A 23,776-nucleotide genomic window follows, 5' to 3' on the forward strand; every position below is an offset into this window, starting at 1 on the left:
TACGGCTCACAGGCGGCTGAGGGACGCCGCCGCGAACAGCACGTCGCGAATCGCCTCGCGGTCGCCCTCCTGGCCGGCGGCCGCCTCGACGGGTGACACATGCCCCGCGACGAGCTGGCAGAACTCGACGCCGTCCAGCGCCACCTGCGCGACCGTGTGGTCGGGCGAGCCGAGCGCGGCCGGGGAGTCCAGCGCGATGTACCAGTTGCCGCCGCCCGAGCCCTCGATCTCCAGATGGAGCGAGCGGCCCGGCGATCCGGCCGTCACCAGGTGGCGTGCGGGCGCCGCGAGCCCGGCCCGGCGGCGCCCGGCGAGGGCGGCCGGGAGGAGCCGGGCCGCGAGGTCGATCATCCGGTGGAGATGGGCGGCGGACGGGGCCTCGTACGGATAGTCCACCGCGTCCGCGATGTCGCCGCCGTGCACCCAGCACTCGAAGGCCCGGTCCAGCAGGGAGTCCTGCAGCGGAAGGGCGAAGTCCCCGTACGAGACGGAGAGCTCGGCGACCCCGCGTCCTGCGAACGACACCGTGCGGATGAGGGCGTGGCTCTGCTCGCGCCAGGGCTGGCGGATGGCCCGGGTCGGCGGCCGCCGGGCGGCCGACCAGTACGCCTCGGTGCGCGCCGCCGGCGAGGCCGGGAGGGCGGCGACGGCCGCACCGGGGTCGCCCGGGCCCCGCCTGCCGACCCTGGCGACAGCGCCGCCGAGCGGATCGTCCAGGCCGAGGGCCGTGCTGACCAGGCCGTCGACGGTCATGAGATGGCCGATCACGCCGGCGACCGTCGTCTTCCGGTTGACCGCCCGCTCGCGCTCGAACCACTTCAGCCGTACCGGCGCATGCCATTCCGAGTCACCGAAGTCGCGGAGCAGCGCATCGAGCCGGGCGGTCTCCGCGTCGTACGGAGCGGCCCAGTCCGGCACCGGGATCGTGGCGGGGCGACGGCTCAGACAGGCGTCGAGCACCCGGGAGCGGAGCATCGGGTCGAGGTCCAGACTGCCGTCGGTGTGCAGCAGGCCGACCGCGTCGCGCAGCCGCAGCGCCTCGTCGGCGCACGCGGCGCACTCGGTGAGGTGCGCCTCGACGGCTTCGGTCTCGTCCGCGGAACAGGCGGCCAGGGCCCACGCGCCGAGGAGGGACTTGAGGACGCGGTGGGGGAGCACCAGGGCAGGCCGGGGCGCCGGCAGCGACGGTTCCGGAGCCGCCGGCCCGGGCTCCCCGGCCTCCGGTTCCGGTGTCGTCCCCTGCGGCCGGTCCGTGCCCGGGGCGGGCGGCGGTACGGCGTCGAGGTCGAAGTCGTCCGCGGCGGCCCTCGGTCCCGGTATGCGCCGTACCTCGTCGTCGCGCTCGTTGCCGTCGCGTCCGTCCGCGCCGTCGCCCGCGCTCACAGGGCCCGTCCGTATCCGGGCGGCGAGAACCCTTCCAGCGGGCGGGTGTGCGCGGTGGACAGCAGCTGCAGCCCGAGCCGCAGGCGCCGGCGGGCCTCGTCCTCGGTCACCCCGAGGTCGGCCGCGGTCTGCCGGTAGTCCCTGCGCTGGATGTACGCGAGCTCCAGCGCGGCCCGCAGCGGTGCGGGCATGGAGGCGACGATGTAGTCGGCGCGGGCCGCGGCGGTGGCGCGCTGCACCCGCTCCTCCAGGTCCTGCCGGTCCGCGGTGCCGTCCGGCCCGTCGTCGGCCGCGTCGTCGTAGTCCCGCGAGAACGGGGACGTCTGCGCACCGCGCAGACGCTGCACGGACTGACGGTGGGTGAGCCGGGCCACCCAGGACCGCATCGAACCCTGCTTGGGGTCGTACGCGTCGGGGTTCTCCCACACAAAGCCGAAGACCTCGCGGGTCACCAGGTCGGCGGCCGACTCGTCGTCCAGCATCCGGTGGGCCTGGCTGTGCACGAGCGAGGCGAAGCGGTCGTAGAGCTCGCCGAGGGCCGCCGCCTCGCCGCGTGCCAGCCGTTGCTGCATCCTGCGGTCCCAGCGGGGTGGTGTGTCTTTCGCCATAGGACCCCCAGCCCTGTGCCCTCGTCGCCTCGAATGTAGTCGGCCACGCCGACCATGAACGTCTCTTTGCGGCAAGTGCGCCCCTGAGCACGCCCTGGATGGTAGGGAATGCGGCGCTCCAGGGCGTTGAAATCGGACCTCAAGTGATCATTTCTGCCTGAAATCGCCTGTGTCTTCCTCGGTAGGTCGGTGTTTCATGGATGCGCGGTGGGGCAGCCGCCAGAGGAACGAGTACTTCCGGATCGTCGGGATTCCTGGAACGAGAGGCCGGATCGCGTGACTCTGAAGGTGGCCGAGACCGAGCAGGGCGTCTGGACCGTGCTGCACATCTGCGGCGAACTGGACCTGGTGACGGCTCCCGTCGTCCGCCGGCACGTCCACGACGCGGTCGCCCTCGGGCGCCACGACGTGGTGCTCGACCTCTCCGAGGTGATGTTCTGCGACTCCAGCGGCGTCGGCGTACTGGTCGCCGCCCGCCGGCTCATGAGCTCCTGCGGGGGCCGGCTGCGGCTGATCCTGCCCGCCCGCGGCGCCGAGGAGGGCTCGCACGTCAACCGGGTGCTGGCCGCTCTCGGGGTACGCCGGCTGTTCGCGGTGTTCCCCGACCGGTTCGCGGCCGTCGACGAGAAAGCCCGGCCGCTCCCGGCCTGAAACGTGTCCGGAACTCGGTGTGAGTACCAGGTTGTCACACCGGTGGCGCGCGTAAGTGACACGTGACGCCGCTCGGCGTCGTACGCTCCCCGCATGGACAGCGCAGAGTACGAGCGCAAGATCGCCTTCCGCTTCGCCGCCTTCGACCAGGACGGCAACGGATACATCGATCGCGCCGATTTCAACGCCGCCGCGGCCCGTCTGCTCGCCGAGTTCGGCACGACGGCCCGTTGCGACAAGGGCCAGGCGCTCTACACCGGGGCCGAGGCTTTCTGGCAGGGCATGGCGGGCATCGCCGACGTCGACGGGGACCAGCGCGTCACGCGCGAGGAGTTCGTGGGCGGGGCCGTGAAACGCCTGCGCGACAGCCCGGAGCGGTTCGCGGAGATCGCCCGCCCGTTCCTGCGCGCCGCGATCGCCGTGGCCGACAAGGACGACGACGGCGCGGCGTCGGTGCCGGCCGTGGAGCGGGCGCTGAAGGTGCTCGGTGCGAGCGCCGAGTCGGCGAGCCTGGCGGCCCGGAGCCTGGACACGGACCATGACGGCCGGATCGCCGAGGAGGACGCGGTCGCCGCGTTCGCCGTCTACTTCACGGTGATCGAACCCGACGCGTAGGCGCGCCACCGACCGGGCCGGGTGCGTGACCCTCTCGCCGGGGCCGCACCCGGTCCCACCTTCACCGGTCCGCGAGCGCCTCCGCGAGGCGGCTGACGGGGTCGCCGTCGACCCGCTGCACGGATCGCCCGGAGGGCCAGGTCGAGATCCCGTCGCCGGGCCGGCGGGCGTCAGGCGAACCGTTCCCGCAGCTTGTACTTGAGCACCTTCCGGAGCGTCTCGTTGCGCGGCAGCGCGTCCACCACCTCCAACTGCTCCGGCACCTTGTGCACCGCGAGCCCCTCCGCGCGCAGATATCCCGCGAGCGCCGCCAGCGACAGCGCCCCCGCCCCGGCCGGCTGCTCGACGACCGCGCAGACCCGTTCCCCGCGCACCGCGTCCGGCAGACCGATCACCGCCGCGTCAGCCACGTCCGGGTGGCGGTGGAGGAGGTCCTCGATCTCCTTGGCGGAGATGTTCTCGCCCTTGCGGATGATGATGTCCTTGAGGCGGCCGGTGAGGACCAGGTGGCCGCTCTCCTGGAGACGGCCGACGTCGCCGGTGATGAGGAAGCCGTCCCCGTCGAACGCGTCCCGTGTCGCGGCCGCGTCCAGATAGCCCTGGCAGACGGCTTCCCCGCGCAGCCGTACCTCGCCGTCCGTGCCGTTCGGCAGCGGCTTGCCGTCCTCGTCGGTGATCCGTATCTCCATGCCCTCGGGCGGCCTGCCCTCCGTCTCGGCGAGCTGCTCCACCGTGTCGTCCGGCGCGCCCATCGTGATCATGGGGACCTCGGTCATGCCGTAGCCGTGGGTGAGCTGGACGCCCATCTCCCGTACGACCGCGTGGTAGACCTCCGGCGGTTTCGGCGCCCCGCCGCCCGCCAGCAGCCGCAGGGTGGGGACCACCTTGACCGCGGGGTCCTTGCGCTGTTCGGTCAGGAACATCGAGTAGAACGCGGTCGAGCCGCCGGCGACCGTCACCCCGTGGCGCCGGTAGCCGTCCAGGGCGCCGGGCATGGCGAAGTGCTCGAAGAGAACCGCCGGGAAGCCGTAGAGCAGCAGCATCACGGTGTAGTCGGGCCCGGCGATATGGGCGAACGGAAACGCCATCGAGCCGATGTCGTCGGCCGACAGACGCAGCGCGTGGGCCAGGCATGAGCCGCCCGCGATCAGGCTGCGGTCGGTGTGCAGGACCCCCTTCGGGTCGGAGGTCGTTCCCGAGGTCCAGTAGATCCAGCGCACCGCCGTGCCGTCGGCGGGCGGCGGAGGGAGCACCGCGGGGTCGGCGTCCGGCAGCTGTTCGTACGCCTCGAGGACCAGCGGCGGACGGTCCGGTTCCGCCGCCAGCCGGTGTGCCATCGCGGTGTGGTCGAAGCCGCGCCAGGTGCCGGGTACGGCGAAGAAGCCCGCCTTCGACTCGCGCAGCGCGAACCCCACCTCGCGGTCCCGGTAGAACGGGATGACGGGCGTCTGCACGGCCCCGATCCGGGTGAGGGCGAAGGAGAGCAGGGCCGTCTCCAGGCGGGTCGGCAGCTGCCAGGCGACGACGGAGCCGGGGCGCACCCCCAGCTCGTACAGCCCCGCCGCGACCCGCTCGCAGCGGTCGCGCAGCTCGCCGAAGGTGAGGGTGCGCTCGTCCTGGATGAGGACGGGGCGGTCCGGGGTCAGCGCGGCGCGGCGCTCGATGAGCTCCCAGAAGGTGGCCGATGCGCCCAGGGCGTGTGCGGTCTCGTTCACTGCGTTCCCCGCTCCCTCATTGCTGACGGGTAGTCAGATCGTGCGCAGAGCGTAGAGCGCTGCGCCTTGTCGGTCCAGGGGTGCGGGGCTAGCCTGGGGGCCGGAACCAGATCTGACGGGTCATCAGATATGTAGCGGGCGGGGCTCGGATACGTGCCGTGCACGCCGAAGGGGACACCATGACGGAACTGCCTCGGATCGTCAGCGTCGACGACCATGTGATCGAGCCGCCGCACCTCTTCTCGGCCTGGCTGCCCGCCAAGTACCGCGACCGCGGCCCGCAGCCGCTCACCGCGGGCATCGGCGAACTGGCGTACACCGGCGGCAAGTACGTCATCACGATGGATCCGGACGGGCCGCCGACCGACTGGTGGATCTACGAGGACCTGAAGTTCCCGTACAAGCGGAACATCGCCGCCGTCGGCTTCGACCGCGACGACATGACCCTGGAGGGGATCACCCGCGCCGAGATGCGCCGGGGCTGCTGGGATCCGGGCGAACGGCTCAAGGACATGGACCTCAACCATGTCGAGGCGTCGCTCTGCTTCCCGACCTTTCCCCGCTTCTGCGGGCAGACCTTCGCCGAGGCGCACGACAAGGAGGTCGCGCTCGCCTGCGTACGCGCCTACAACGACTGGATGGTCGAGGAGTGGTGCGGCGACAGCGGCGGCCGGCTGATTCCCCTGTGTCTCATTCCGCTGTGGGACGTCGGTCTCGCGGTCGCCGAGATCCGGCGCAACGCCGCACGCGGGGTGAAGGCGGTGACCTTCTCCGAGATCCCCACCCATCTCGGTCTGCCGTCCATCCACACCGGCTACTGGGACCCGTTCTTCGCGGTCTGCGAGGAGACCGGCACGGTCGTCAACATGCACATCGGGTCGAGTTCGCAGATGCCGGCCGCGTCGCCGGACGCCCCGCCCGCCGTACAGGCCTCGCTCTCCTTCAACAACGCGATGGCCTCGATGATGGACTTCCTGTTCAGCGGGGTGCTGGTGCGGTTCCCGCAACTGAAACTCGCCTACAGCGAGGGCCAGATGGGGTGGATTCCGTACGCCCTGGAGCGCGCCGACGACGTGTGGGAGGAGCACCGCGCGTGGGGCGGGGTGCGCGATCTCATCCCCGAGCCGCCGTCGGCGTACTACTACCGGCAGATGTTCTGCTGCTTCTTCCGCGACAAGCACGGGGTCGCGTCGCTCGATGTGGTCGGGCGGGACAACGCCACGTTCGAGACCGACTACCCGCACGTCGACTCGACCTTCCCGCACACCAAGGAGGTCGCCCTCGACCACGTCAAGGGACTGGACGACGAGACGGTCTACAAACTGATGCGCGGAAACGCGATCCGGATGCTGGACCTCGACCTGGACAGGGACAGGTAGTGGACCTGTCGTGCACGCCGGAGGAAGAGGAGTTCCGGGCGCGGCTGCGGCAGTGGCTCGCCGCGGTGCTGCCCGGGCTGCCCGCCAGGCCCCGCCCGGACGACTGGCCGGGACGGCGGGCGTACGACACCGCCTGGCAGCGGATGCTGTACGACGCCGGGTACGCGGGCCTGCACTGGCCCGTCGACGCCGGCGGGCGGGGCGCGACCCCCACGCAGCATCTGATCTTCCTGGAGGAGACGGAGAAGGCCGGGGCGCCGTACGTCGGGGCGAACTTCGTCGGGCTGCTGCACGCCGGGCCGACGATCGCCGCCGAGGGCACGGCCGGCCAGCGGGCCCGCTGGCTGCCGCCGGTCCTGCGCGGCGACGAGATCTGGTGCCAGGGGTTCAGCGAACCGGAAGCGGGCTCCGACCTGGCCGCGCTGCGGACCCGGGCGGTCCGCGACGGCGACCACTACGTGGTCAGCGGCCAGAAGGTCTGGACCTCGCACGCGGAGGTCGCCGACTGGTGCGAGCTGCTGGTGCGTACGGATCCGGCGGCGCCCCGGCACCGGGGGATCAGCTGGCTCGCGATGCGGATGGGCGCCCCCGGCGTCACCGTCCGCCCCCTGCGCACGCTCGCCGGGTCCACCGAATTCGCCGAGATGTTCCTCGACGAGGTGCGGGTGCCGGTCTCCCACCGGGTCGGCGCGGAGAACGACGGCTGGCGGGTCACCATGGTCACCCTGTCCTTCGAGCGCGGTACGGCGTTCGTCGGCGAGGTCGTCGCCTGCCGCCGCACCCTGGCCGCCCTGGCCGCCGAGGCCCGGGCGAACGGCCGCTGGGACGACCCGGTGCTGCGCAGGACGCTCGGCAGGCTGAACGCCGAGTTCCGGGCGCTGTGGCGGCTCACGCAGTGGAACGTCGGCGAGGCGCAGCGCAGCGGCGGCGTGCCCGGCACCGGCGGCTCGGTCTTCAAGCTGCGCTACTCGCAGGCTCGCCAGGAGCTGTACGACACGGCGGCCGAGGTGCTCGGCGCCGACGGAGCCGATCTGGACCGGGAGTGGGTCCTGGACCGGTTGACATCGCTCTCGTACACGATTGCCGCGGGCACCTCGCAGATCCAGCAGAACATCGTCGCCGAGCGGATCCTCGGCCTGCCGAAGGGGCGCTGAGCGGACTGTGGACTTCCAGCTCTCGGACGACCAGCGGGCCCTGCGGGCGGGGATACGGGACCTGCTCGCCGGACGCTTCGGCAGGGACCGGATGCGGGCCGCGCTCGACGCCGGCACGGACGTCGACCCGGGCATGTGGGGGGAGCTCGGCGCGGCCGGGTTCTTCGCACTGCGGCTGCCGGAGTCGGCGGGCGGGGTGGGGCTGGGCCTGCCCGAGTCGGTCCTGCTGTTCGAGGAGGCGGGACGGGTGCTGCTGCCCGGGCCGCTGGTGGCCACGCATCTTGCCGCGGGTGCGGTGAAAGGGGCGGCCGAGGGCCGGTCGGTGGTCGCGGTGCTGGACGCAGGGCGGCCGGTGTCCCATCTGGACGCGGCGGATGCGCTGATCTTCCTGGCGGGAGAGGTGGTGCGGGTGGTGGAGGGGGATGCGCTGCGCGCGCTCGTACGGGGCGCCCGTCCCGTGCGGTCACTCGACCCGCTCACGCCGCTGCACCGCGTGACGGTCCCGGCCGCGCCCGGGGACCCGGTGCCCGGGGCCGACGGGGCGCGGCTTCGGCTCGAAGGCGCCCTGCTGGCCGCCGCCGAGCAGCTCGGCAGCGCCGCGCGCACCACCGATATGGCCGTTCAACACGCCCGTGGGCGCAAGCAGTTCGGTGCGCCGATCGGCTCCTTCCAGGCGGTCAAACACCTGTGCGCCCAGATGCTGGTGCGCGCCGAACTGGCCCGTACCGCCGTGTACGCGGCAGCCGTGACCGCGGACCCGGCCGAGATCGCGGGCGCCAAACTGCTCGCCGACGAGGCGGCCGTCCGCAACGCGCGCGACTGCCTTCAGGTGCACGGCGGAATGGGCTTCACCTGGGAGGCGGACGTGCATCTGCACCTCAAGAGGGCCTGGCTGCGAGCCGGGCAGTGGCTGACGGCGGCCGAGGCGGAGGAGTCGCTCGCGGCCGATCTGGACCGCTGTTGAGGGGTGGGGTGCCGACGGGCGCCGCGCACATCCTGGTGACGGGAGAGGCCCCTGAGGTTCACGCTACGGAGTTACGCAGTGCAGTCAGAGGGCGTCGATACCGGCTTGTGTCCTTTGCGTGATTCGTCACACGCCGCAGTTGCCGTCGGCTCGGGTACGCTCCGTTGGATGCGAGTGGTTCTGGAACCAAGTGGTCCGGATGTTGCCGATGTGGCGACTCCGGTCCGGCCGAGGTGCCCTGCTCGCGCTCCAGGAAGTCGCGCGGTGCCCGCCCGGGGAACGGTTCTCGAGGCCTCGGCGCGCTTCTGTTCGACTCCCCGCGACGCGCGTCGCACAGTATGCACCACGCGTACTCCTTCGCGCTGGAATATGCCCGAAGCGCTTGTTGCGGTGACTGTACGTCAACCATGCTGTCTCGTAAGGGAATCACGTTCCGTGATCCCGAGGAGGCGCGAGGCGATGTGTCCGCCGGTTCGGATGGTGTGAGCGGTGCAGGTGCTTCAGGTTCAGTTGGAGGTCGGGCCGGATCCCGCAGAGGTGGGGCGTGCCCGTAGGTGGGCGCGGTCGAGGCTGGCCGGGTCCGGGATAAGGGACGACGAGCCGCTGGCCGAGACGCTCATCCTGCTGATCTCGGAACTGGTCACCAACGCGGTGGTCCACACCGGCTGTCCGGCGGTGCTGCGCATGCTGTTCGGCGCGACAGGCACGGCCGGGGCGGCCGGGACCGTACGGGTCGAGGTGGCCGACAGCAGCTGCCGCCCGCCGCAGCAGAGGCGCGCGGTGGGCGAGGACACCGGTGGCCGGGGCCTGGAGCTGGTCGACGGACTCGCCGACCGCTGGGGCTGGCAGCCGGAGGGCGCCGGCAAGCAGATCTGGTGCGAGGTGGACCGGGGGGTGCCGGTGGTGCAGGTCCAGATCCAGGCCGGGGCGCATGACCAGGCACGGTACGAGCCGTCGCCCGCCGCCGTCATCCCTCACGCATGAACATCCGGGGCTCTCACAGGACGGCCACCGGTGCCACCGGGGTGCCAGTGGCACCGACGAACGGTTCCGGCATCGCGGAGAGCAGGAAGCCGTAGCGCTTCGCCTCCGCACAGGCGGTGGACAGCCCTTCCAGATTCCAGTTCTGGCCCTGCAGCATGCCCATCTCGACCAGATCCAGCGCATGCACGCCCAGCCACAGATCCTCGATCTCCGGCGGGAAGATCTCGAACGTCAGCGTGTCATTGGCGACCGCGGCGACATCGCGCGCATGGAACCACTCGGGCGTCCGGACCGACAGACCCGGTGACGGATAGGCGTACGCCTGCTTGTCGCCCGCCAGATACACCTGGACCTGCCCGGTCCGTACGAGCACGAGGTCACCGGCCCGGACCCGGACCCCGCCGAACTCCTCGGCCGCGTCCAGGTCTTCCGGGGTCACGGCGTGATCGCCGGGCAGCCGGTCCACGCCGTGGGCGCGCGCCACGTCCAGCAGCACGCCGCGGGAGACGAGGTGCCGGGGTGCGGCGATGGAGCTGAACTGTGCGCCGGCGTGCGCGGTGACGGTGTCGGCCGGGCGGCCGTTGTAGATCCTCCCGGAGTGCGAGGCGTGCGTGAGCGCGTCCCAGTGGGTGGCCGCCTGCAGACCGAGCGTCACGATGTCGTCGCTGGTCGCCACCGTGCCGGGGCCGAAGAGCTCCTGGTTGATCTGGACCATGGCGTGCAGCGGATTCACCCGCCCGGGGATCAGCCCGCTCTGCACCCCGTCCTGCCGGAGGGGGAGCGCGAGAGGGATGCGCTGCCCGGTGCGGACGGTGGCCGCGGCATCCCGTACCACGGAGTCGGTGATCAGGTTGAGCGTGCCGATCTCGTCGTCCGCGCCCCAGCGCCCCCAGTTGTTCACGCGCTTGGCGATCTCGTGGAACTCGGCCGGCAAGGACATCGATGCCTCCTGGAATCCGTGGGTTGCCGGGTCTTGTGCTGACGGAGCCGACTGCCCGTAAAATCTAACGGTCCGTCAGAAACCGTGGGAAGGGGCCGGCATGGGGAACTTCTTGGCAGGCAAGGTGGTGGCCGTGACCGGTGCCGGCCGTGGCATCGGACGAGCGGTCGCGCTCGCCGCGGCGGCGGAAGGGGCCCGGGTCGTGGTCAACGACTACGGCGTCTCCGTCGAGGGCGGCGAACCGGGCAGCGAGGTGGCCGAGTCCGTCGTCAAGGAGATCGAGGCGGCGGGCGGCACGGCCGTCGCGGTCGCCGACGACATCTCCACGATGGCGGGCGGGCAGCGGGTCGTGGACACGGCGCTGGCGGAGTTCGGCCGGATCGACGGCGTCGTGTGCGTGGCCGGGATCCTGCGCGAACGGATGCTGTTCAACATGTCCGAGGAGGAGTGGGACCCGGTCGTCGCCACCCATCTGAAGGGCACTTTCACCGTCTTCCGGGCGGCCTCCGCGGTGATGCGGAAACAGGACGGCGGCGGCACGCTGATCGGCTTCACCAGCGGCAACCACCAGGGCAGCGTCGCCCAGGCCAACTACAGCGCCGCGAAGGGCGGAATCATCTCGCTCGTCCGCAGTGCGGCGCTCGGCCTGCACAAGTACGGCGTCACGGCGAACGCGGTGGCCCCGGTGGCCCGGACCCGGATGTCGGCGAACGTCCCTATGGAGCTGAAGGAGATCGGCGAACCGGAGGAGGTGGCGGCCCTGGTCGTCTACCTGCTCAGCGACCGGGCCCGCGCCGAGCGGATCACCGGCCAGGTCTACACGATCGCCGGCCCGAAGATCGCGGTCTGGGCCCAGCCGAGGGAACTGCGCGCGGGGTACGCGGAGGGGGCCTGGACGCCGGAGCGGATCGCCGACTTCCTGCCGGGGACGGTGGGGGTGGATCCGATGCCGATGCTGGCGCGGCTGGAGGAGATGGCGGCTGCGGCGGCGCGAGGGGCACGGCCCAACGCGTGACCGGTGCCGGGCGGCCAGGCCGTCCGGTGACCGACCATCCGCCCGCCCGTCCGACCCCGAGGAGGGAACGTGGACTTCGCGTTCGACGCAGCGGACGACGCCTTCCGGCAGGAGGCACGGTCCTGGCTGGAGGACCGCCTCGGGCGGCCCTGCGCCACCGAGGGCGGCCGCGCCTGGGAGCAGGAGCTCGGCCGCGCCGGCTGGATCGGCCTCGGCTGGGACGCTGGCGAAACCGGCTACGGAAACCGGCAGGCCACCCTCACCCGGCAGATCGCCTGGGCGGAGGAGTACGCCCGCGCCGGCGCCCCCGCCCGCGTCGGCCACATCGGCGAGAACCTCCTGGCCCCCATCCTCATCGCCCATGGCACGCGCGCCCAGAAGCAGCGCTTCCTGCCCGCCGTCGCCCGCGGCGAAGCACTCTGGTGCCAGGGGTACAGCGAACCCGGCGCCGGTTCCGACCTCGCCGCGGTGCGGACCACCGCCGTACCGGACGGCACCGGCCGGTACACCGTCACGGGCCAGAAGATCTGGACCTCGCTCGCCCGCGAAGCCGACTGGTGCTTCGTCCTCGCCCGCACGGATCCGGGCTCGCAGCGCCACCACGGGCTGTCGTTCCTGCTGGTGCCGATGGACCAGCCGGGCCGGGTCGAGGTACGGCCGATCCGTCAGATGTCGGGGACGAGCGAGTTCAACGAGGTGTTCTTCGACGGCGCGGTCGCCGAGGAGGTCGTCGGCGGTGAGGGCAACGGCTGGACCGTCGCCATGGGGCTGCTCGCTCTCGAGCGCGGTGTCTCCACCCTCGTCCAGCAGATCGGCTTCGCCGCGGAGCTGGACCGTGTGCTCCGCACCGCCGTGGCCGGTGGTGCGGTCGCCGACCCTGTACTGCGCGAACGGCTCGTGCGGCAGTGGGCCGAGCTGAAGACCATGCGCTGGAATGCCCTGCGCACCCTGGGCGGTTCCGGCGACGCGGGCGCCCCGAGCGTGGCGAAACTCCTCTGGGGCGGCTGGCACAAACGCCTCGGCGAGCTCGCCGTGGAGGTCAGGGGCGCCGCCGCGGCCGTGGGGCCGGACGACTGGACGCCCACCGCACCGTACGAACTCGACGAGGCACAGCGCCTGTTCCTTTTCGCCCGGTCCGACACCATCTACGGCGGCTCGGACGAGATCCAGCGGAACATCATCGCCGAGCGGGTGCTCGGCCTACCGAGGGAGCCGAGATGAGAGGCGTCGTCTTCGACGGCACACGGACCGAGGTCGTCGACGACCTGGAGGTACGCGACCCGGGCCCCGGCGAGGTGCTGGTCGCGGTGGCCGCCGCGGGCCTGTGCCACAGCGACCTCTCGGTCGTGGACGGAACCATTCCGTTCCCGCTGCCGGTGGTGCTCGGGCACGAGGGCGCCGGCGTGGTGGAGGCGGTCGGCGCGGGCGTCACGCATGTCGTGCCCGGCGACCATGTCTCGCTGTCCACGCTGGCCAACTGCGGCGCCTGCGCCCAGTGCGACCGGGGCAGGCCGACGATGTGCCGCAAGGCGATCGGGAGGCCCGGGCAGCCGTTCTCGCGGGGTGGCAAGCCGCTGTACCAGTTCGCTTCCAACTCGGCGTTCGCCGAACGGACCCTCGTCAAGGCCGTGCAGGCGGTGAGGATTCCCGCCGACATCCCGCTGACGTCCGCGGCCCTGATCGGCTGCGGTGTACTGACGGGGGTCGGGGCCGTGCTCAACCGGGCGAAGGTCGACCTCGGCGACACGGTCGTCGTGATCGGCACCGGCGGAATCGGGCTCAACGTGATCCAGGGCGCGCGGATCGCGGGCGCACTGACGATCGTGGCGGTCGACGCCAACCCGGCGAAGGAGGTGGTGGCGCGGCAGTTCGGCGCGACGCACTTCCTGCCGTCGGCGGACGGCGTACGCGCGATCCTGCCGTCCGGCGCGGACCACGCCTTCGAGTGCGTGGGCCGCACGGAACTCATCCGGCAGGCGATCGACCTCCTCGACCGGCGCGGCCAGGCGGTCCTGCTGGGTGTCCCGGCGGCGACGGCGGAGGCGTCGTTCCTCGTCTCGTCGATGTATCTGGACAAGTCGATCCTGGGCTGCCGGTACGGCTCCTCGCGCCCGCAGCGCGACATCGCGCTCTACGCGGACCTGTACCGGCAGGGCACGCTGCTGCTGGACGAACTGGTCACGGAGACCTACCCGGTGGAGGATTTCGAGAAGGCGGCGGACGACGCGCACCACGGGAGAGTGGCGCGCGGTGTGCTGGTCTTCTAGGGCCTTTCGTTTGGATCATGCCGGGCCCCGCGAGCCCAGCATGATCCAAACGAAAGGCCCCAGGCGCTCGGGCGCCGCATCCGCATGCTCACCGACTCCGCGCTCCCGCGCGGAACGTCCGCCGGTACACCGTCGGTGACACCCCCAGCGCCGCCTGCATGTGCTGGCGCAGTGACGTCGGCGTCCCGAACCCCGCGTCCCGCGCCACCTGATCGACCGACAGATCCGTCGACTCCAGGAGGCCGCGGGCCCGTTCCACCCGCTGCTGGGTCAGCCACTGTCCGGGGCTGATCCCGACCTCCTCACGGAACCGGCGTGTGAACGTCCGGACGCTCATCGATTCCTGCTGCGCCATGTCGCGCAGCAGGATCGGCCGGTCGAGCCGCCCGAGCGCCCAGGCCCGCGCACCCGTCGTGGTCGCGGACCGGTCCTCGGGCACGGGGCGTCGGATGTACTGCGCCTGGCCGCCGTCCCGGTGCGGCGGTACGACCATGCGGCGGGCGACCTCGTTGGCGACGGCCGTGCCGTGGTCGCGGCGCACGATGTGCAGACAGAGGTCGATGCCGGCGGCGACGCCGGCCGAGGTGAGAATGTCCCCGTCGTCGATGAACAGCACGTCCGGATCGACCCGGACCCGCGGGAACAGCTGCTGGAAGTGGTCGGCGGACGACCAGTGCGTGGTGGCGGGGCGCCCGTCGAGACACCCGGCGGCGGCGAGGACGTAACTGCCCGTGCAGATCGACACGAGCCGGGTGCCCGACCTGATGTACGCGAAGGCCGCGGCGAGTTCGTCCGTCAGCCTGCCCTCGTCGTGGACCGGGCCGAGCTCGTAGGAGGCGGGGACGACGACCGTGTCGGCGGTGGCCAGTGCCTCGGGGCCCAGCCCGACCATGATGGTGAAGTCCGCGTCGGTGGTGACCGGCCCGGGCGGCCGGACGGAGCAGGTCACGACCTCGTACAGGTTCGGGTCCGGGTCGCCGGGGTCGGCGCTCCGCGCCCGGCCGAAGATCCTTTGCGGGATGCCCAGTTCGAAGGGGAGCAGCCCGTCGAGGGCGAGGACGACGACGCGGTGCCGCATGGACGCGGGCCCCTTTCACCTCTCGGCCGTGGACAGGACCTAGTGGTATAGACCTTAAACTGATACATGTCACTGATGTGAAGGAAAAGTCAGCAGAGCGCGCACACATTCCCGTTACCCCTCCCGGGGCGGACCGCGAAGGCGTCCCCTCCCGGTCGCCCGCCCCGAGCCGTACGGGTCCCTTGTCGCCCCGGGATGCGGGGTGGGACGGCGACCGTCCGGGAGGTGAGCTCTGGAACCGCAACTTCCGGCTTTTCTTCATCGCCCGTACCGCCGCGCTCTTCGGCGACGGCATGATCCCGGTGGCGCTCACCGCGGGCCTGCTGGGCGCCGGCCGCCCGCACTCCTCCGTCGGTTTCGCGCTGGCCGCCTGGATGGGCCCGCTGGCGCTGTTCGTGCTCTTCGGCGGCGTACTGGCGGACCGGTTCACCCCCCGTCGGATGATGATCATCGCCGACGCGCTGCGGCTGGTCGGGGCATCCGTGCTGGCCATCTCCTTCGCGACCGGCAACCCCCCGCTCTGGGCCGTGTACGCCCTGAGCGCGGTGGCCGGCGTCGGCGCCGCACTCTTCCAGCCGGGCGTCGCGTCGACGGTGCCCCGGGTGGCGCTGGACGTGCAGCGCGGCAACGCGGTGCTCCGGGTCTCCGAGGCGCTGATGACCATGGCGGGCCCGGCCTTCGCGGGAATGCTGGTCGGGCTGGCGAGCGCCGGAGCGGTGTACGCGGCGAACGCGTCGACGTTCGCGGTCTCCGGCGTCTGCCTCTTCCTGCTGCGGCTCGCCCCGATGCCGTCGGACGAGACGCACCGCGGCACCTTCGTCGCGGAACTGGTGGACGGCTGGCGGGAGTTCAGGGCGCGCAGCTGGTTGTGGGGCGTGATCGCGATCTGGACGGTGTACGGATTCACCGTGCTCGGCCCGATGCTCCCGCTGACCGCGGTCGAGGTCACCGAGGCGCATGGCTCGGGGACGTACGGCGTGATGATGGCGGTGAACGGCGCGGGCAGTGTGGTCGGCGGCCTGCTCGCCCTGCGGCTGAGACCGCGCCGCCCGCTCGCCGCGGGCGCGATCGCGCTGACCGGGGTCTGCCTGAACCTCGTGGTGCTGGGCCTCGGGATGCCGGTGTTCGCGCTGGGGGCCGGGCAGTTCGTGTCGGGCGCGGTGTTCGCGTTCTGGCTGGTGATGTGGTCGACGACGGTTCAGACGCACGTCCCGCCGGAGGCCCTGAACCGGCTCCATGCGTACGACGTGGCAGGCTCCCTGCTGATGCTGGCGGCGGGCCGGGCGCTGGCGGGACCGGTCGCGGACGCGGTGGGCGCACCGGAGGTGCTGCTCGCCGGAGCGGTGATCAACCTGCTGGCGGTGGCGGTGCTGCTGGCCGCCCGGCCGATCCGCCGGCTGGAGCGGATCGGGTGACGAGGGCGACTGCTGCCGGGCGTCGCTGACGGTCGCGGCCGGGCACGGGGCCCGGGCGCGGGCGTGACGAGGGCCGTTGCCGGACCCGATGTCTCCGGGGCGGGTGACCGTACGCCCGCCTTCGTGGCCCGATTCCTGCGAACAGTGTCCGCCGGGCCACTCGTCCGTGAGGCGGCCAGGACCGGATGCTGATGAACGTGACCCAGACAATCGAGAACGCCGCCCGGGACGACGACCGGCAGGCCGTATCCGCAGCCCCCGGTCGGCCCTCCCGCCGGCGCGTTCACCGCGCCTGGATCGTCGCCGTCGTCACCTTCGTGACGATCATCGGCGGCGCCGCCTTCAACTCGCTGCCCGGCCTCCTCATCGAACCGCTGAACACGGAGTTCGGCTGGTCCCGTGGGGAGATCGGGCTGGCCGTCTCGATCGACATGGCGCTGTACGGACTGACCGCTCCGTTCGCCGCCGCGCTGATGGACCGGTTCGGGATCCGCCGGGTGGTCGTCGTGGCCCTGTCCACGGTCGCGGCGGGGGCTCTGGCCAGTGTCTGGATGACGGCCGCCTGGCAGCTGATGATCTACTGGGGCCTGCTGGTGGGCCTGGGTACCGGCTCGATGGCGTTGGCCTTCTCGGCGACGGTCACCAACCGCTGGTTCGTCGCCAGGCGCGGTCTGGTCACCGGCATCCTCACCGCGGCCGGCGCCTCCGGCCAGCTGGTCTTCCTGCCGCTGTGCGCCTGGATCGTCGAGGAACACGGCTGGCGCCCGGCCTCGGTCACCGTCGCCCTGGCCGCACTCGTCGTCGTGCCGTTCGTCTGGTTCCTGATGCGCGACCACCCGGCCGATGTGGGCCTGGCCCCGTACGGCGGCGGATACGTGGAGAAGCCGGTGCCCGCGCGGGGGGCGGCGAGCCGCACCGTGCGCGTCCTGTTCGACGCCGCCCGCACCGGACCGTTCTGGCTGCTCGCGGGCACGTTCGCGATCTGCGGCGCCTCGACCAACGGCCTGATCCGTACGCACTTCGTGCCGTCGGCCCACGACCACGGGATGCCCATCACCGCGGCCGCCTCGCTGCTGGCCGTCATCGGCGTCTTCGACATCATCGGCACGGTCTTCTCCGGCTGGCTCACCGACCGCTTCGACGCCCGCCGGCTCCTCGCCGTCTACTACGCGCTGCGCGGCATCTCCCTGATGTTCCTGCCGATGCTGATGGCGCCGTCCGTGCACCCGCCGATGGTCTTCTTCATCGTCTTCTACGGCCTGGACTGGGTGGCCACGGTCCCGCCGACGCTGGCCCTGTGCCGGGAGCAGTACGGCGAGGACAGCGCGATCGTCTTCGGCTGGGTCCTCGCCTCCCACCAGGTTGGCGCGGCACTGGTGGCATTCCTGGGCGGCGTGGCGCGCGATGCGTTCGGCTCGTACGACATGGTCTGGTACGCGGCGGGGGCGCTGTGTGCGACGGCGGCGCTGATGGCGCTGGTGATCCGGCGGCAGGCCCGGACCCCGGAGCCGGTGGCGCCGGCGGGCATCGGCTGAGGTGGCGCTCACCCGCTGAAGCGCCCGAACGCCCCCCGGTGGAACAGCAGCGGGCCGTCCCCGTCCGCCGCCCCCAGCGCCTCCACCCGCCCCACCACGATCAGATGGTCGCCGCCCGTGTGGACGGCCTGGATGCGGCAGTCGACCCAGGCGGGAACGGAGCTGAGCAGCGGCGAACCGGTCGCGGGAGCGGCCCCGTACGTCACTCCGGCGAACTTGTCGGCCCCGCTCACCGCGAACTTCCGGCACAGCGCGCCCTGTTGCGCGCCCAGGATGTTGACGCAGAACGCCCCGGCGTGGGCGATGCGCGGCCAGGTCGTCGAGGTGCGGGCGACCATGAAGGCGACCAGTGGCGGGTCGAGGGAGAGCGAAGCGAACGACTGGCAGGCGAACCCCGCCGGGCCGTCCGTGGTGTGAGCGGTCACGACGGTGACGCCGGTCGCGAAGTGGCCGAGCACACGCCGGAATTCGGCCGGATCGACGGGCGGCCGTTCGCCGTCGGCGACGGCCCGCAGATCGGGGCGCGGCAGCGGATCGACCGGCGCCGGGCCGGCGGTCGTGGCGGCGCCGACGGACCTGAGGTACCGGACGGCGGTGGCGGCCATGCCTGCGTGTCCCATCACACCCCCCATTGAAATTGACGGATCGTCAGATAGGAAGAGGGCCGGTCCGGTTCGTCAAAGCCCCCGGTACTTCGGCGTGCGGCGTTCCATGAAGCTCGCCACGCCCTCGCCGGCGTCGTGCGTCGTCATGTTGATCTCCTGGGCCATCGCCTCGGCGGCGAACGCCGTCGCCCGGCCGGTGTCCAGGGACGCGTTGATGAGTTGCTTGGTGAGAGCGAGGGCGCGGGTCGGGCCGTCGGCCAGGCGCTGGGACCACTCCCGGGCCGCCGCGGTCAGTTCCTCGGCCGGGACCACCCGGTTGACCAGGCCCAGACGTTCCGCCTCCGCCGCGGGAAGCGCATCGCCGAAGAACATCAGCTCCTTCGCGCGCTGCGGGCCGATCAGGCGCGGCAGCAGATACGCACCGCCACCGTCCGGGACGAGGCCGCGGCGTACGAACACCTCGATGAACTTCGCCGAGTCGGCAGCCAGTACCAGGTCGCAGGCGAATGCCAGATGCGCGCCGATGCCGGCCGCCGTCCCGTTGACGGCCGCGATCACCGGCTTCTCGCAGTCCAGGACCGCGGCGATCAGGCGCTGTGCGCCGAGCCGGATGATGCGGGCCACATCGCCGGCGATCCGTTCGCCGGCCGACGGGGCGCCGCGCAGGTCGGCGCCCGCGCAGAAGCCGCGACCGGTGGCGGTGAGGACGACGGCCCGGACCGAGGGGTCGGCGGAGGCGTCGGCGAGGAGCGCGATGAGGCGTTCGCGCTGGTCCCAGGTGACCGCGTTCATCGCCTCGGGGCGGTTCAGCGTGATCCACGAGACGCCGTTGTCGGTGGCGTGGAGTACCGATGAATCAACCGGTTCGACCGGGCCGGTGGGCTCGGTGGTGTCTTCGGGGGAGGACGGCATGAGGCAGCTCCTCGGCAGATGGCGTGGTGGGCGGCGGGACCGGAGGCGGGCCGGTCCGGGTGACCGGTGGGGCGGCGGCCGGCGCGGGGGGCTGGTCAGTGGCAGACGGCGAGCGCGTCCAGCGCCACGGCGCCCTGCCCGCGGCCCAGCACCATCAGCGGGTTGATGTCCAGCTCGGCGAGGTCGTCGCCCAGCTCCAGCGCCATTCGCTGCACGCGCAGCACGACCTCGACGAGCGCGTCGACGTCCACCGGCGGTCCGCCGCGTACGCCCTCCAGGAGGGCCCGGCCGCGCAGTTCGCCGAGCATCGCCCGCGCCTGGTCCTCGCCGAACGGCGGCACCCGTACCGCCGCATCGTGCAGCACCTCGACGAGTACGCCGCCGAGCCCGACCGTCACCGTCGGTCCGAACAGGGCGTCGTGCGTGACGCCGAGCATCATCTCGACGCCCCGCTCGATCATCTGGCAGACCAGGACGCCGTCCAGCTCGATGCCGTCGTAGCGGGCGATGTCGGTCAGTTCGCGGTACGTGTCGCGGACCTGGCTGGCGGAGGTGAGCCCGACCTTGACCAGACCCAGCTCCGTCTTGTGGGCCAGCCGTGCCCCGGACGCCTTCATGACGACCGGGTAGCCGACCAGACCCGCCGCCCGTACGGCCGCCGCCGCGCTGGTGACCAGCTGCTCGCGCGGGACGCGGATGCCGTACGCCCGCAGCAGCTGTTTCGCCGCGTGCTCGCTCAGCTGATGGCCCGGGCGCATCAGGGCCTGCGCCTTGCGGAACGAGGGCGACGGCGTGCGCGGCGCCTCGTCGAAGGGCGAGCGGTACGAGGCGGCGAACCGGTGATGGTCCAGATAGGCCTTCACGGCGGAGATGCAGTTGCCGAAGGTGCGGAAGGTGGCGACGCGGGACGAGCCGAGCAGCGTCGTGCGGTACGCGTCCTCCGTGCCGACCGGCGACCCCCACACCACGCACACCAGCTTGTCCGTGGTCTCCGCGGCGTCCACCAGGTCCTGCGCGAGCCGGTCGCTCATCGGGGGGAACGGGCCGGTGATCGGGCAGATCAGCACGCCGACCTCCGGGTCGGCGAGGAGCGCGTCGATGATCTTCCGGCCGCGCCAGTCGCCGACCGGGTGCCCGCCGTTGTCGACCGGGTTCGCCACGTTCAGATAGCCGGGTATCCATGCGTGCAGCTCGCGCTGCTTCTCATCGGACAGGGTGGGGAGCTTCAGCCCCGCGCCGGTCGCCAGGTCCGAGAAGTGCGCACCCGTGCCGCCGGAGATCGAATACACGACGACCCCGTCGGCCTGCGGCTTCCGTGCGCGGGCCAGCAGGGCGGCGGTGTCCTGGAGTTCGTCCAGCCCGTCCACCCGGATGACACCGAACTGCCGCATCGCCGCGTCCACCACCCGGTCGGCGCCGGTCAGCTTGCCGGTGTGTGACGCGGCCGTCCTGGCCCCCGTCTCCGTGCGGCCCACCTTGACCGCCACGACCGGAACACCGGCCCGCGCCGCGCGGTCGGCGGCGAGCAGAAAGGAACGCCCGTCCTTGAGCCCCTCCACGTAGCAGGCGATGGCCCCGACCTCGGGACGTTGCGAGAAGTACGAGATGAAGTCGGCGGTCTCCAGATCCGCCTCGTTGCCCGTGGGCGCCCAGTGCGACAGGCGTACACCGAGCTCCTGGAGGGTGTAGACCGGGCGGCCCTGGTGGCCGGACTGGGTGATGAGGGCGATCGCCGGTCCGTCGAGGTCGTCCCGGAACGGCTCGAACGCGTTGAGGTTGGTGTTCGGCCCGAGCAGCCGCAGCCCCGACCGCTCCACCGCGGCCGCCAGCCGCGCCTGGGCGGCGGCGCCCTCCTCGCCGGTCTCGGCGAAGCCGGAGGCGAAGGCGACTGCGAACTTCACCTTGGCCTGGCCGAGTTCCTCGATCACCGGGAGCGGGTCGCCGACCAGCAGCACCGCCAGATCGACCTGTTCCGGCAGGTCCGCGACGGAAGGAGAACAGGGCAGGCCGAAGACGGACTCCCGCGTGGGATGGACGGGGTGCAGCCGCGCCCCGACGCGCTCGGCCCAGGCGATGAGCTGCCGGGTGATGCCGGTGTTGGGCCGGCCGTCGGTGTCGGACGCCCCGATGACGGCCACGGACCCGGGCCGGAAGAACCGGTCCAGGTCGGGCACGGGGGCGTGCAGCGGGCGGCCGCTGACGTCGAGGTCGCCTTCCGCGGCGGCCGCCGTCATGCTGTGGACGGTCGCGTGAGGCTCTTCGCCGCAGGCCACCACCCGGGCGCGGAAGTGTGTGGTGAGGGTGCCGTGAGTCGATCCGAGCATCGTTCCGCCCACTTCTGCTAGAGGTCCGTCGGGGTACCTGTACCCGGCCAGCCCGAAGCTGACGCTATGTCAGATTACTGAACTGACGTTCCGTCAGGAATGGGTGTGCAGACAAAGACCGACGACGGGCTGCAGTGGGCAGGGGCACTCGGGGGCCGCCGTGCACCCCTGTGGGCGTCCGGGCCCGGAACGGGCGAGAGGGGCCTCCGGTCGCGGAGGCCCCTCTCCTGGTGCCGACGTGACGGCGCGCCGGCTACCAGGCCGGCACGCCCGCCGGCTGCCTCGTCGCGACGTTGACGCGGTTGAACATATTGGTGATGCCGATCATGAGGGTCAGTGCCGCGAGCCCCCGCTCGTCGAAGTGGTCGGCCGCCGCGTCCCAGACGTCGTCCGGCACCGCGTCGCCCCGGTCGCTCAGCCGGGTCGCCGCCTCGGTGAGCGCCAGCGCCGCGCGCTCCTCGTCGGAGAAGTACGGCGCTTCGCGCCAGGCCGCCACGGTGAACAGTTTCTCGTCGGCAACGCCCGACTTGCGGGAGTTGCGGACCCCGTAGTCGACGCAGAAGCTGCAGCCGTTGATCTGACTCGCCCGCAGGTGGACGAGTTCCAGTGTCGAGTCCGGGACGCCCTGGTTCCGTGTGGCCTTCAGGAGGTCCTGGATGGCGGGCATGGCCTCGGGGATGATGGCGGCAGGGCTCTTGATGCGTGCTTCCATGATGCTGCTCCTCGGATCTTCGGGGCCTGGGGCGACACCCGTTCGTCTTCGTCCTTCAGAGCACTGACGGAACGCGTTGAGCGGATGTGACGGGCGCCGAGGATTTTCTTGCGGGGGCCGGAGCGGAGGCCCCCCGGTGTCCCTGGGGACGCCAGGGGAGCGCCCGATCGCCACCGGCCGTCCGGGAGCGGCGTGCGTGCACTGCCGGGCGTTCCCGCCATCCCGGCCCAGGGCCGGGGGCTCGCAGGATCGCGAAGCGGCGGGTCGCGCGGCCCCGGGTCAGCCGGCCCGCCTCGCGAGCCTCTTGGCGATCTTCTCCGCGTCCAGGGCCATCTCGCGGAACATGCCGCTGATCGGATTGGTGAACCCGGTGAAGTACAGGCCGGGCGCCTGGTCCGGTGTGCGGCCGCCGTGCACCACCGGCTTGCCGCGTGCGTCCAGGACGCCGAGGTGCCCGACCAGCCCCTCCAGCGCCCGCCGGTAGCCGGTCGCCGCGATCACCGCGTCCGGCGTGATCCGGGTCCCGTCCGCCAGCACCACCGTGTCCTTGTCGAACGAGCCGACCGTTGCCACCGGTACCACCCGGCCGTCCCGCACCGCGTCGATCAGGCCCACGTCCTGGACCGGAATGGCGCCGTCCTTGACCCGTGAGTAGAGGCCGGTGTCCGGGCGCGGCAGCCCGTGTCCGGCGAGGTCGGGCACGGCTGCTCGGGCCATCAGCCGGCCGGCCCGGTCGACCAGCCGCACCGGCAGTCTGCGGACCAGGATGCCGGTCGCCTGGGCGGGCCAGCCCGCCGTCGAGCGGCGCACGATGTGCGGAACGGTGCGTACCGCGATCCGCACCCGGGAGGCGTCACCCTCCACCAGGTCCACGGCGATCTCCGCCCCCGTGTTGCCGATGCCGACGACCAGAACGTCCTTGCCCGCGTACGGGGCGGGGTTGCGGTAGTCCGAGGCGTGCACCAGTGCGCCGGTGAACGTCTCGCGGCCCGGCCAGTCCGGGACCCGCGGGGTGTGGTTGTAGCCGGTGGCCACGACCACGGCCCGCCCGGTCAGTACCCGTCCACCGGTTGCGGTCAGCTGCCAGCCGGTGCCGTCCGCCGCCCGGTCGATCCGGGACACCTCGACACCGGTCACCACCTCCAGCTCGTGGTGCTCGGCGTACTTCTCCAGGTAGCGCACCACGTCGTCGCGGGAGACCCAGCGCCCGAACCGGCGCGGCATCGCGAGCCCCGGCAGCGCGGACCAGCGGCGGGTGGTGTGCAGATGCAGCCGGTCGTAATGACGGCGCCAGGAGGCGCCGACCTTCTCGGACTTCTCCAGTACGACGGCCCGCACGCCCTGTGCGCGCAGGGCGGCCGCGGCGGCGAGACCGCCCGGGCCGCCGCCTATGACGTAGACGGGCCGGTGTTCCGTGGTGGCGGTGAGCGCGGAGCTGGGGTCACCGGCGGTAGAGGTGCTGTCGGACATGGTTCGGAGCGTAATCGCGTGCTTACTCGATGGGTCTCGGTCAAGATCGG

General features: G+C 72.1%; 21 protein-coding genes. 11 read left to right on the forward strand and 10 right to left on the reverse strand.

The genetic code is table 11. The features are described 5' to 3' along the window. Positions 1 to 6: 6 nt before the first annotated feature. Together LRD69_RS18665 and LRD69_RS18670 are read right to left on the reverse strand one after the other, a co-directional pair. On the reverse strand, positions 7 to 1,383 hold the full coding sequence (locus LRD69_RS18665) for a zf-HC2 domain-containing protein (protein ID WP_277327719.1): 1,377 nt from the start codon (positions 1,381 to 1,383) through the stop codon (positions 7 to 9). Then, positions 1,380 to 1,991: a sigma-70 family RNA polymerase sigma factor gene (locus LRD69_RS18670; RefSeq protein WP_277327720.1), complete on the reverse strand. Its 612-nt coding sequence runs from the start codon at positions 1,989 to 1,991 to the stop codon at positions 1,380 to 1,382. The genes LRD69_RS18665 and LRD69_RS18670 overlap by 4 nt, the downstream gene beginning before the upstream one ends. 276 nt (positions 1,992 to 2,267) lie before the next feature. Between LRD69_RS18670 and LRD69_RS18675 the strand changes: the two genes are divergently transcribed. Together LRD69_RS18675 and LRD69_RS18680 are read left to right on the forward strand one after the other, a co-directional pair. Beyond that, a complete protein-coding gene (locus tag LRD69_RS18675) occupies positions 2,268 to 2,642 on the forward strand; it encodes an STAS domain-containing protein (RefSeq protein WP_277327721.1) in 375 nt (124 codons plus the stop codon). A gap of 93 nt (positions 2,643 to 2,735) precedes the next feature. Continuing rightward, a complete protein-coding gene (locus tag LRD69_RS18680) occupies positions 2,736 to 3,257 on the forward strand; it encodes an EF-hand domain-containing protein (protein ID WP_277327722.1) in 522 nt (173 codons plus the stop codon). Positions 3,258 to 3,427: 170 nt separating this feature from the next. Here LRD69_RS18680 and LRD69_RS18685 read toward each other — a convergent pair whose 3' ends face one another. Further along, positions 3,428 to 4,972 carry an AMP-binding protein gene (locus tag LRD69_RS18685; protein WP_277327723.1) on the reverse strand — a complete coding sequence of 515 codons (1,545 nt, stop codon included), beginning with the start codon at positions 4,970 to 4,972 and terminating at the stop codon, positions 3,428 to 3,430. Between the two features lie 179 nt (positions 4,973 to 5,151). Between LRD69_RS18685 and LRD69_RS18690 the strand changes: the two genes are divergently transcribed. From LRD69_RS18690 to LRD69_RS18705, 4 genes are all read left to right on the forward strand, one after another. Continuing rightward, positions 5,152 to 6,351: an amidohydrolase family protein gene (locus LRD69_RS18690; protein WP_277327724.1), complete on the forward strand. Its 1,200-nt coding sequence runs from the start codon at positions 5,152 to 5,154 to the stop codon at positions 6,349 to 6,351. Beyond that, positions 6,351 to 7,505 (forward strand): acyl-CoA dehydrogenase, encoded by a 1,155-nt coding sequence (locus LRD69_RS18695; protein WP_277327725.1) that lies wholly within the window; start codon positions 6,351 to 6,353, stop codon positions 7,503 to 7,505. The genes LRD69_RS18690 and LRD69_RS18695 overlap by 1 nt, the downstream gene beginning before the upstream one ends. A gap of 7 nt (positions 7,506 to 7,512) precedes the next feature. Next, complete coding sequence (locus LRD69_RS18700; protein ID WP_277327726.1) at positions 7,513 to 8,469, forward strand: acyl-CoA dehydrogenase family protein; 957 nt, start codon at positions 7,513 to 7,515, stop codon at positions 8,467 to 8,469. A 489-nt stretch (positions 8,470 to 8,958) separates the two neighbouring features. Beyond that, complete coding sequence (locus tag LRD69_RS18705) at positions 8,959 to 9,453, forward strand: ATP-binding protein (RefSeq protein ID WP_277327727.1); 495 nt, start codon at positions 8,959 to 8,961, stop codon at positions 9,451 to 9,453. Between the two features lie 13 nt (positions 9,454 to 9,466). Here LRD69_RS18705 and LRD69_RS18710 read toward each other — a convergent pair whose 3' ends face one another. Continuing rightward, positions 9,467 to 10,393 (reverse strand): cyclase family protein, encoded by a 927-nt coding sequence (locus LRD69_RS18710; protein WP_277327728.1) that lies wholly within the window; start codon positions 10,391 to 10,393, stop codon positions 9,467 to 9,469. A gap of 100 nt (positions 10,394 to 10,493) precedes the next feature. Between LRD69_RS18710 and LRD69_RS18715 the strand changes: the two genes are divergently transcribed. The 3 genes from LRD69_RS18715 (at position 10,494) to LRD69_RS18725 (ending at position 13,675) form a co-directional block, all read left to right on the forward strand. Beyond that, positions 10,494 to 11,408 carry an SDR family oxidoreductase gene (locus tag LRD69_RS18715; protein WP_277327729.1) on the forward strand — a complete coding sequence of 305 codons (915 nt, stop codon included), beginning with the start codon at positions 10,494 to 10,496 and terminating at the stop codon, positions 11,406 to 11,408. Positions 11,409 to 11,477: 69 nt separating this feature from the next. Further along, positions 11,478 to 12,629, forward strand: a complete 1,152-nt coding sequence (locus LRD69_RS18720; RefSeq protein ID WP_277327730.1) for an acyl-CoA dehydrogenase family protein — start codon at positions 11,478 to 11,480, stop codon at positions 12,627 to 12,629. Continuing rightward, a complete protein-coding gene (locus LRD69_RS18725; protein WP_277327731.1) occupies positions 12,626 to 13,675 on the forward strand; it encodes a Zn-dependent alcohol dehydrogenase in 1,050 nt (349 codons plus the stop codon). Before LRD69_RS18720 ends, LRD69_RS18725 begins: the two co-directional genes overlap by 4 nt. Positions 13,676 to 13,763: 88 nt before the next feature. Here the strand turns inward: LRD69_RS18725 and LRD69_RS18730 are convergent, their stop codons facing one another. Beyond that, on the reverse strand, positions 13,764 to 14,753 hold the full coding sequence (locus tag LRD69_RS18730; RefSeq protein ID WP_277327732.1) for a helix-turn-helix domain-containing protein: 990 nt from the start codon (positions 14,751 to 14,753) through the stop codon (positions 13,764 to 13,766). 182 nt (positions 14,754 to 14,935) lie between these two features. On the opposite strand from LRD69_RS18730, the gene LRD69_RS18735 reads away from it, so the two are divergent. Both LRD69_RS18735 and LRD69_RS18740 read left to right on the forward strand, forming a co-directional pair. Then, on the forward strand, positions 14,936 to 16,168 hold the full coding sequence (locus LRD69_RS18735; protein ID WP_277327733.1) for an MFS transporter: 1,233 nt from the start codon (positions 14,936 to 14,938) through the stop codon (positions 16,166 to 16,168). Between the two features lie 197 nt (positions 16,169 to 16,365). After that, positions 16,366 to 17,703 (forward strand): MFS transporter, encoded by a 1,338-nt coding sequence (locus tag LRD69_RS18740; protein WP_277327734.1) that lies wholly within the window; start codon positions 16,366 to 16,368, stop codon positions 17,701 to 17,703. Positions 17,704 to 17,711: 8 nt separating this feature from the next. Here the strand turns inward: LRD69_RS18740 and LRD69_RS18745 are convergent, their stop codons facing one another. From LRD69_RS18745 to LRD69_RS18765, 5 genes are all read right to left on the reverse strand, one after another. Continuing rightward, positions 17,712 to 18,308, reverse strand: coding sequence for a flavin reductase family protein (locus LRD69_RS18745; RefSeq protein ID WP_277329785.1), 597 nt, complete (start codon positions 18,306 to 18,308; stop codon positions 17,712 to 17,714). A gap of 72 nt (positions 18,309 to 18,380) precedes the next feature. Further along, on the reverse strand, positions 18,381 to 19,220 hold the full coding sequence (locus LRD69_RS18750) for an enoyl-CoA hydratase-related protein (RefSeq protein ID WP_277327735.1): 840 nt from the start codon (positions 19,218 to 19,220) through the stop codon (positions 18,381 to 18,383). 95 nt (positions 19,221 to 19,315) lie between these two features. Continuing rightward, positions 19,316 to 21,544, reverse strand: a complete 2,229-nt coding sequence (locus LRD69_RS18755; RefSeq protein ID WP_277327736.1) for an acetate--CoA ligase family protein — start codon at positions 21,542 to 21,544, stop codon at positions 19,316 to 19,318. A gap of 253 nt (positions 21,545 to 21,797) precedes the next feature. After that, positions 21,798 to 22,256, reverse strand: coding sequence for a carboxymuconolactone decarboxylase family protein (locus tag LRD69_RS18760; RefSeq protein ID WP_277327737.1), 459 nt, complete (start codon positions 22,254 to 22,256; stop codon positions 21,798 to 21,800). 279 nt (positions 22,257 to 22,535) lie between these two features. Then, positions 22,536 to 23,726: an NAD(P)/FAD-dependent oxidoreductase gene (locus tag LRD69_RS18765; RefSeq protein WP_277327738.1), complete on the reverse strand. Its 1,191-nt coding sequence runs from the start codon at positions 23,724 to 23,726 to the stop codon at positions 22,536 to 22,538. Positions 23,727 to 23,776 lie beyond the last annotated feature (50 nt).

Origin of the sequence: Streptomyces sp. JH14, from assembly GCF_029428675.1 — a bacterium.
In the GTDB taxonomy this organism is placed as follows: domain Bacteria; phylum Actinomycetota; class Actinomycetes; order Streptomycetales; family Streptomycetaceae; genus Streptomyces.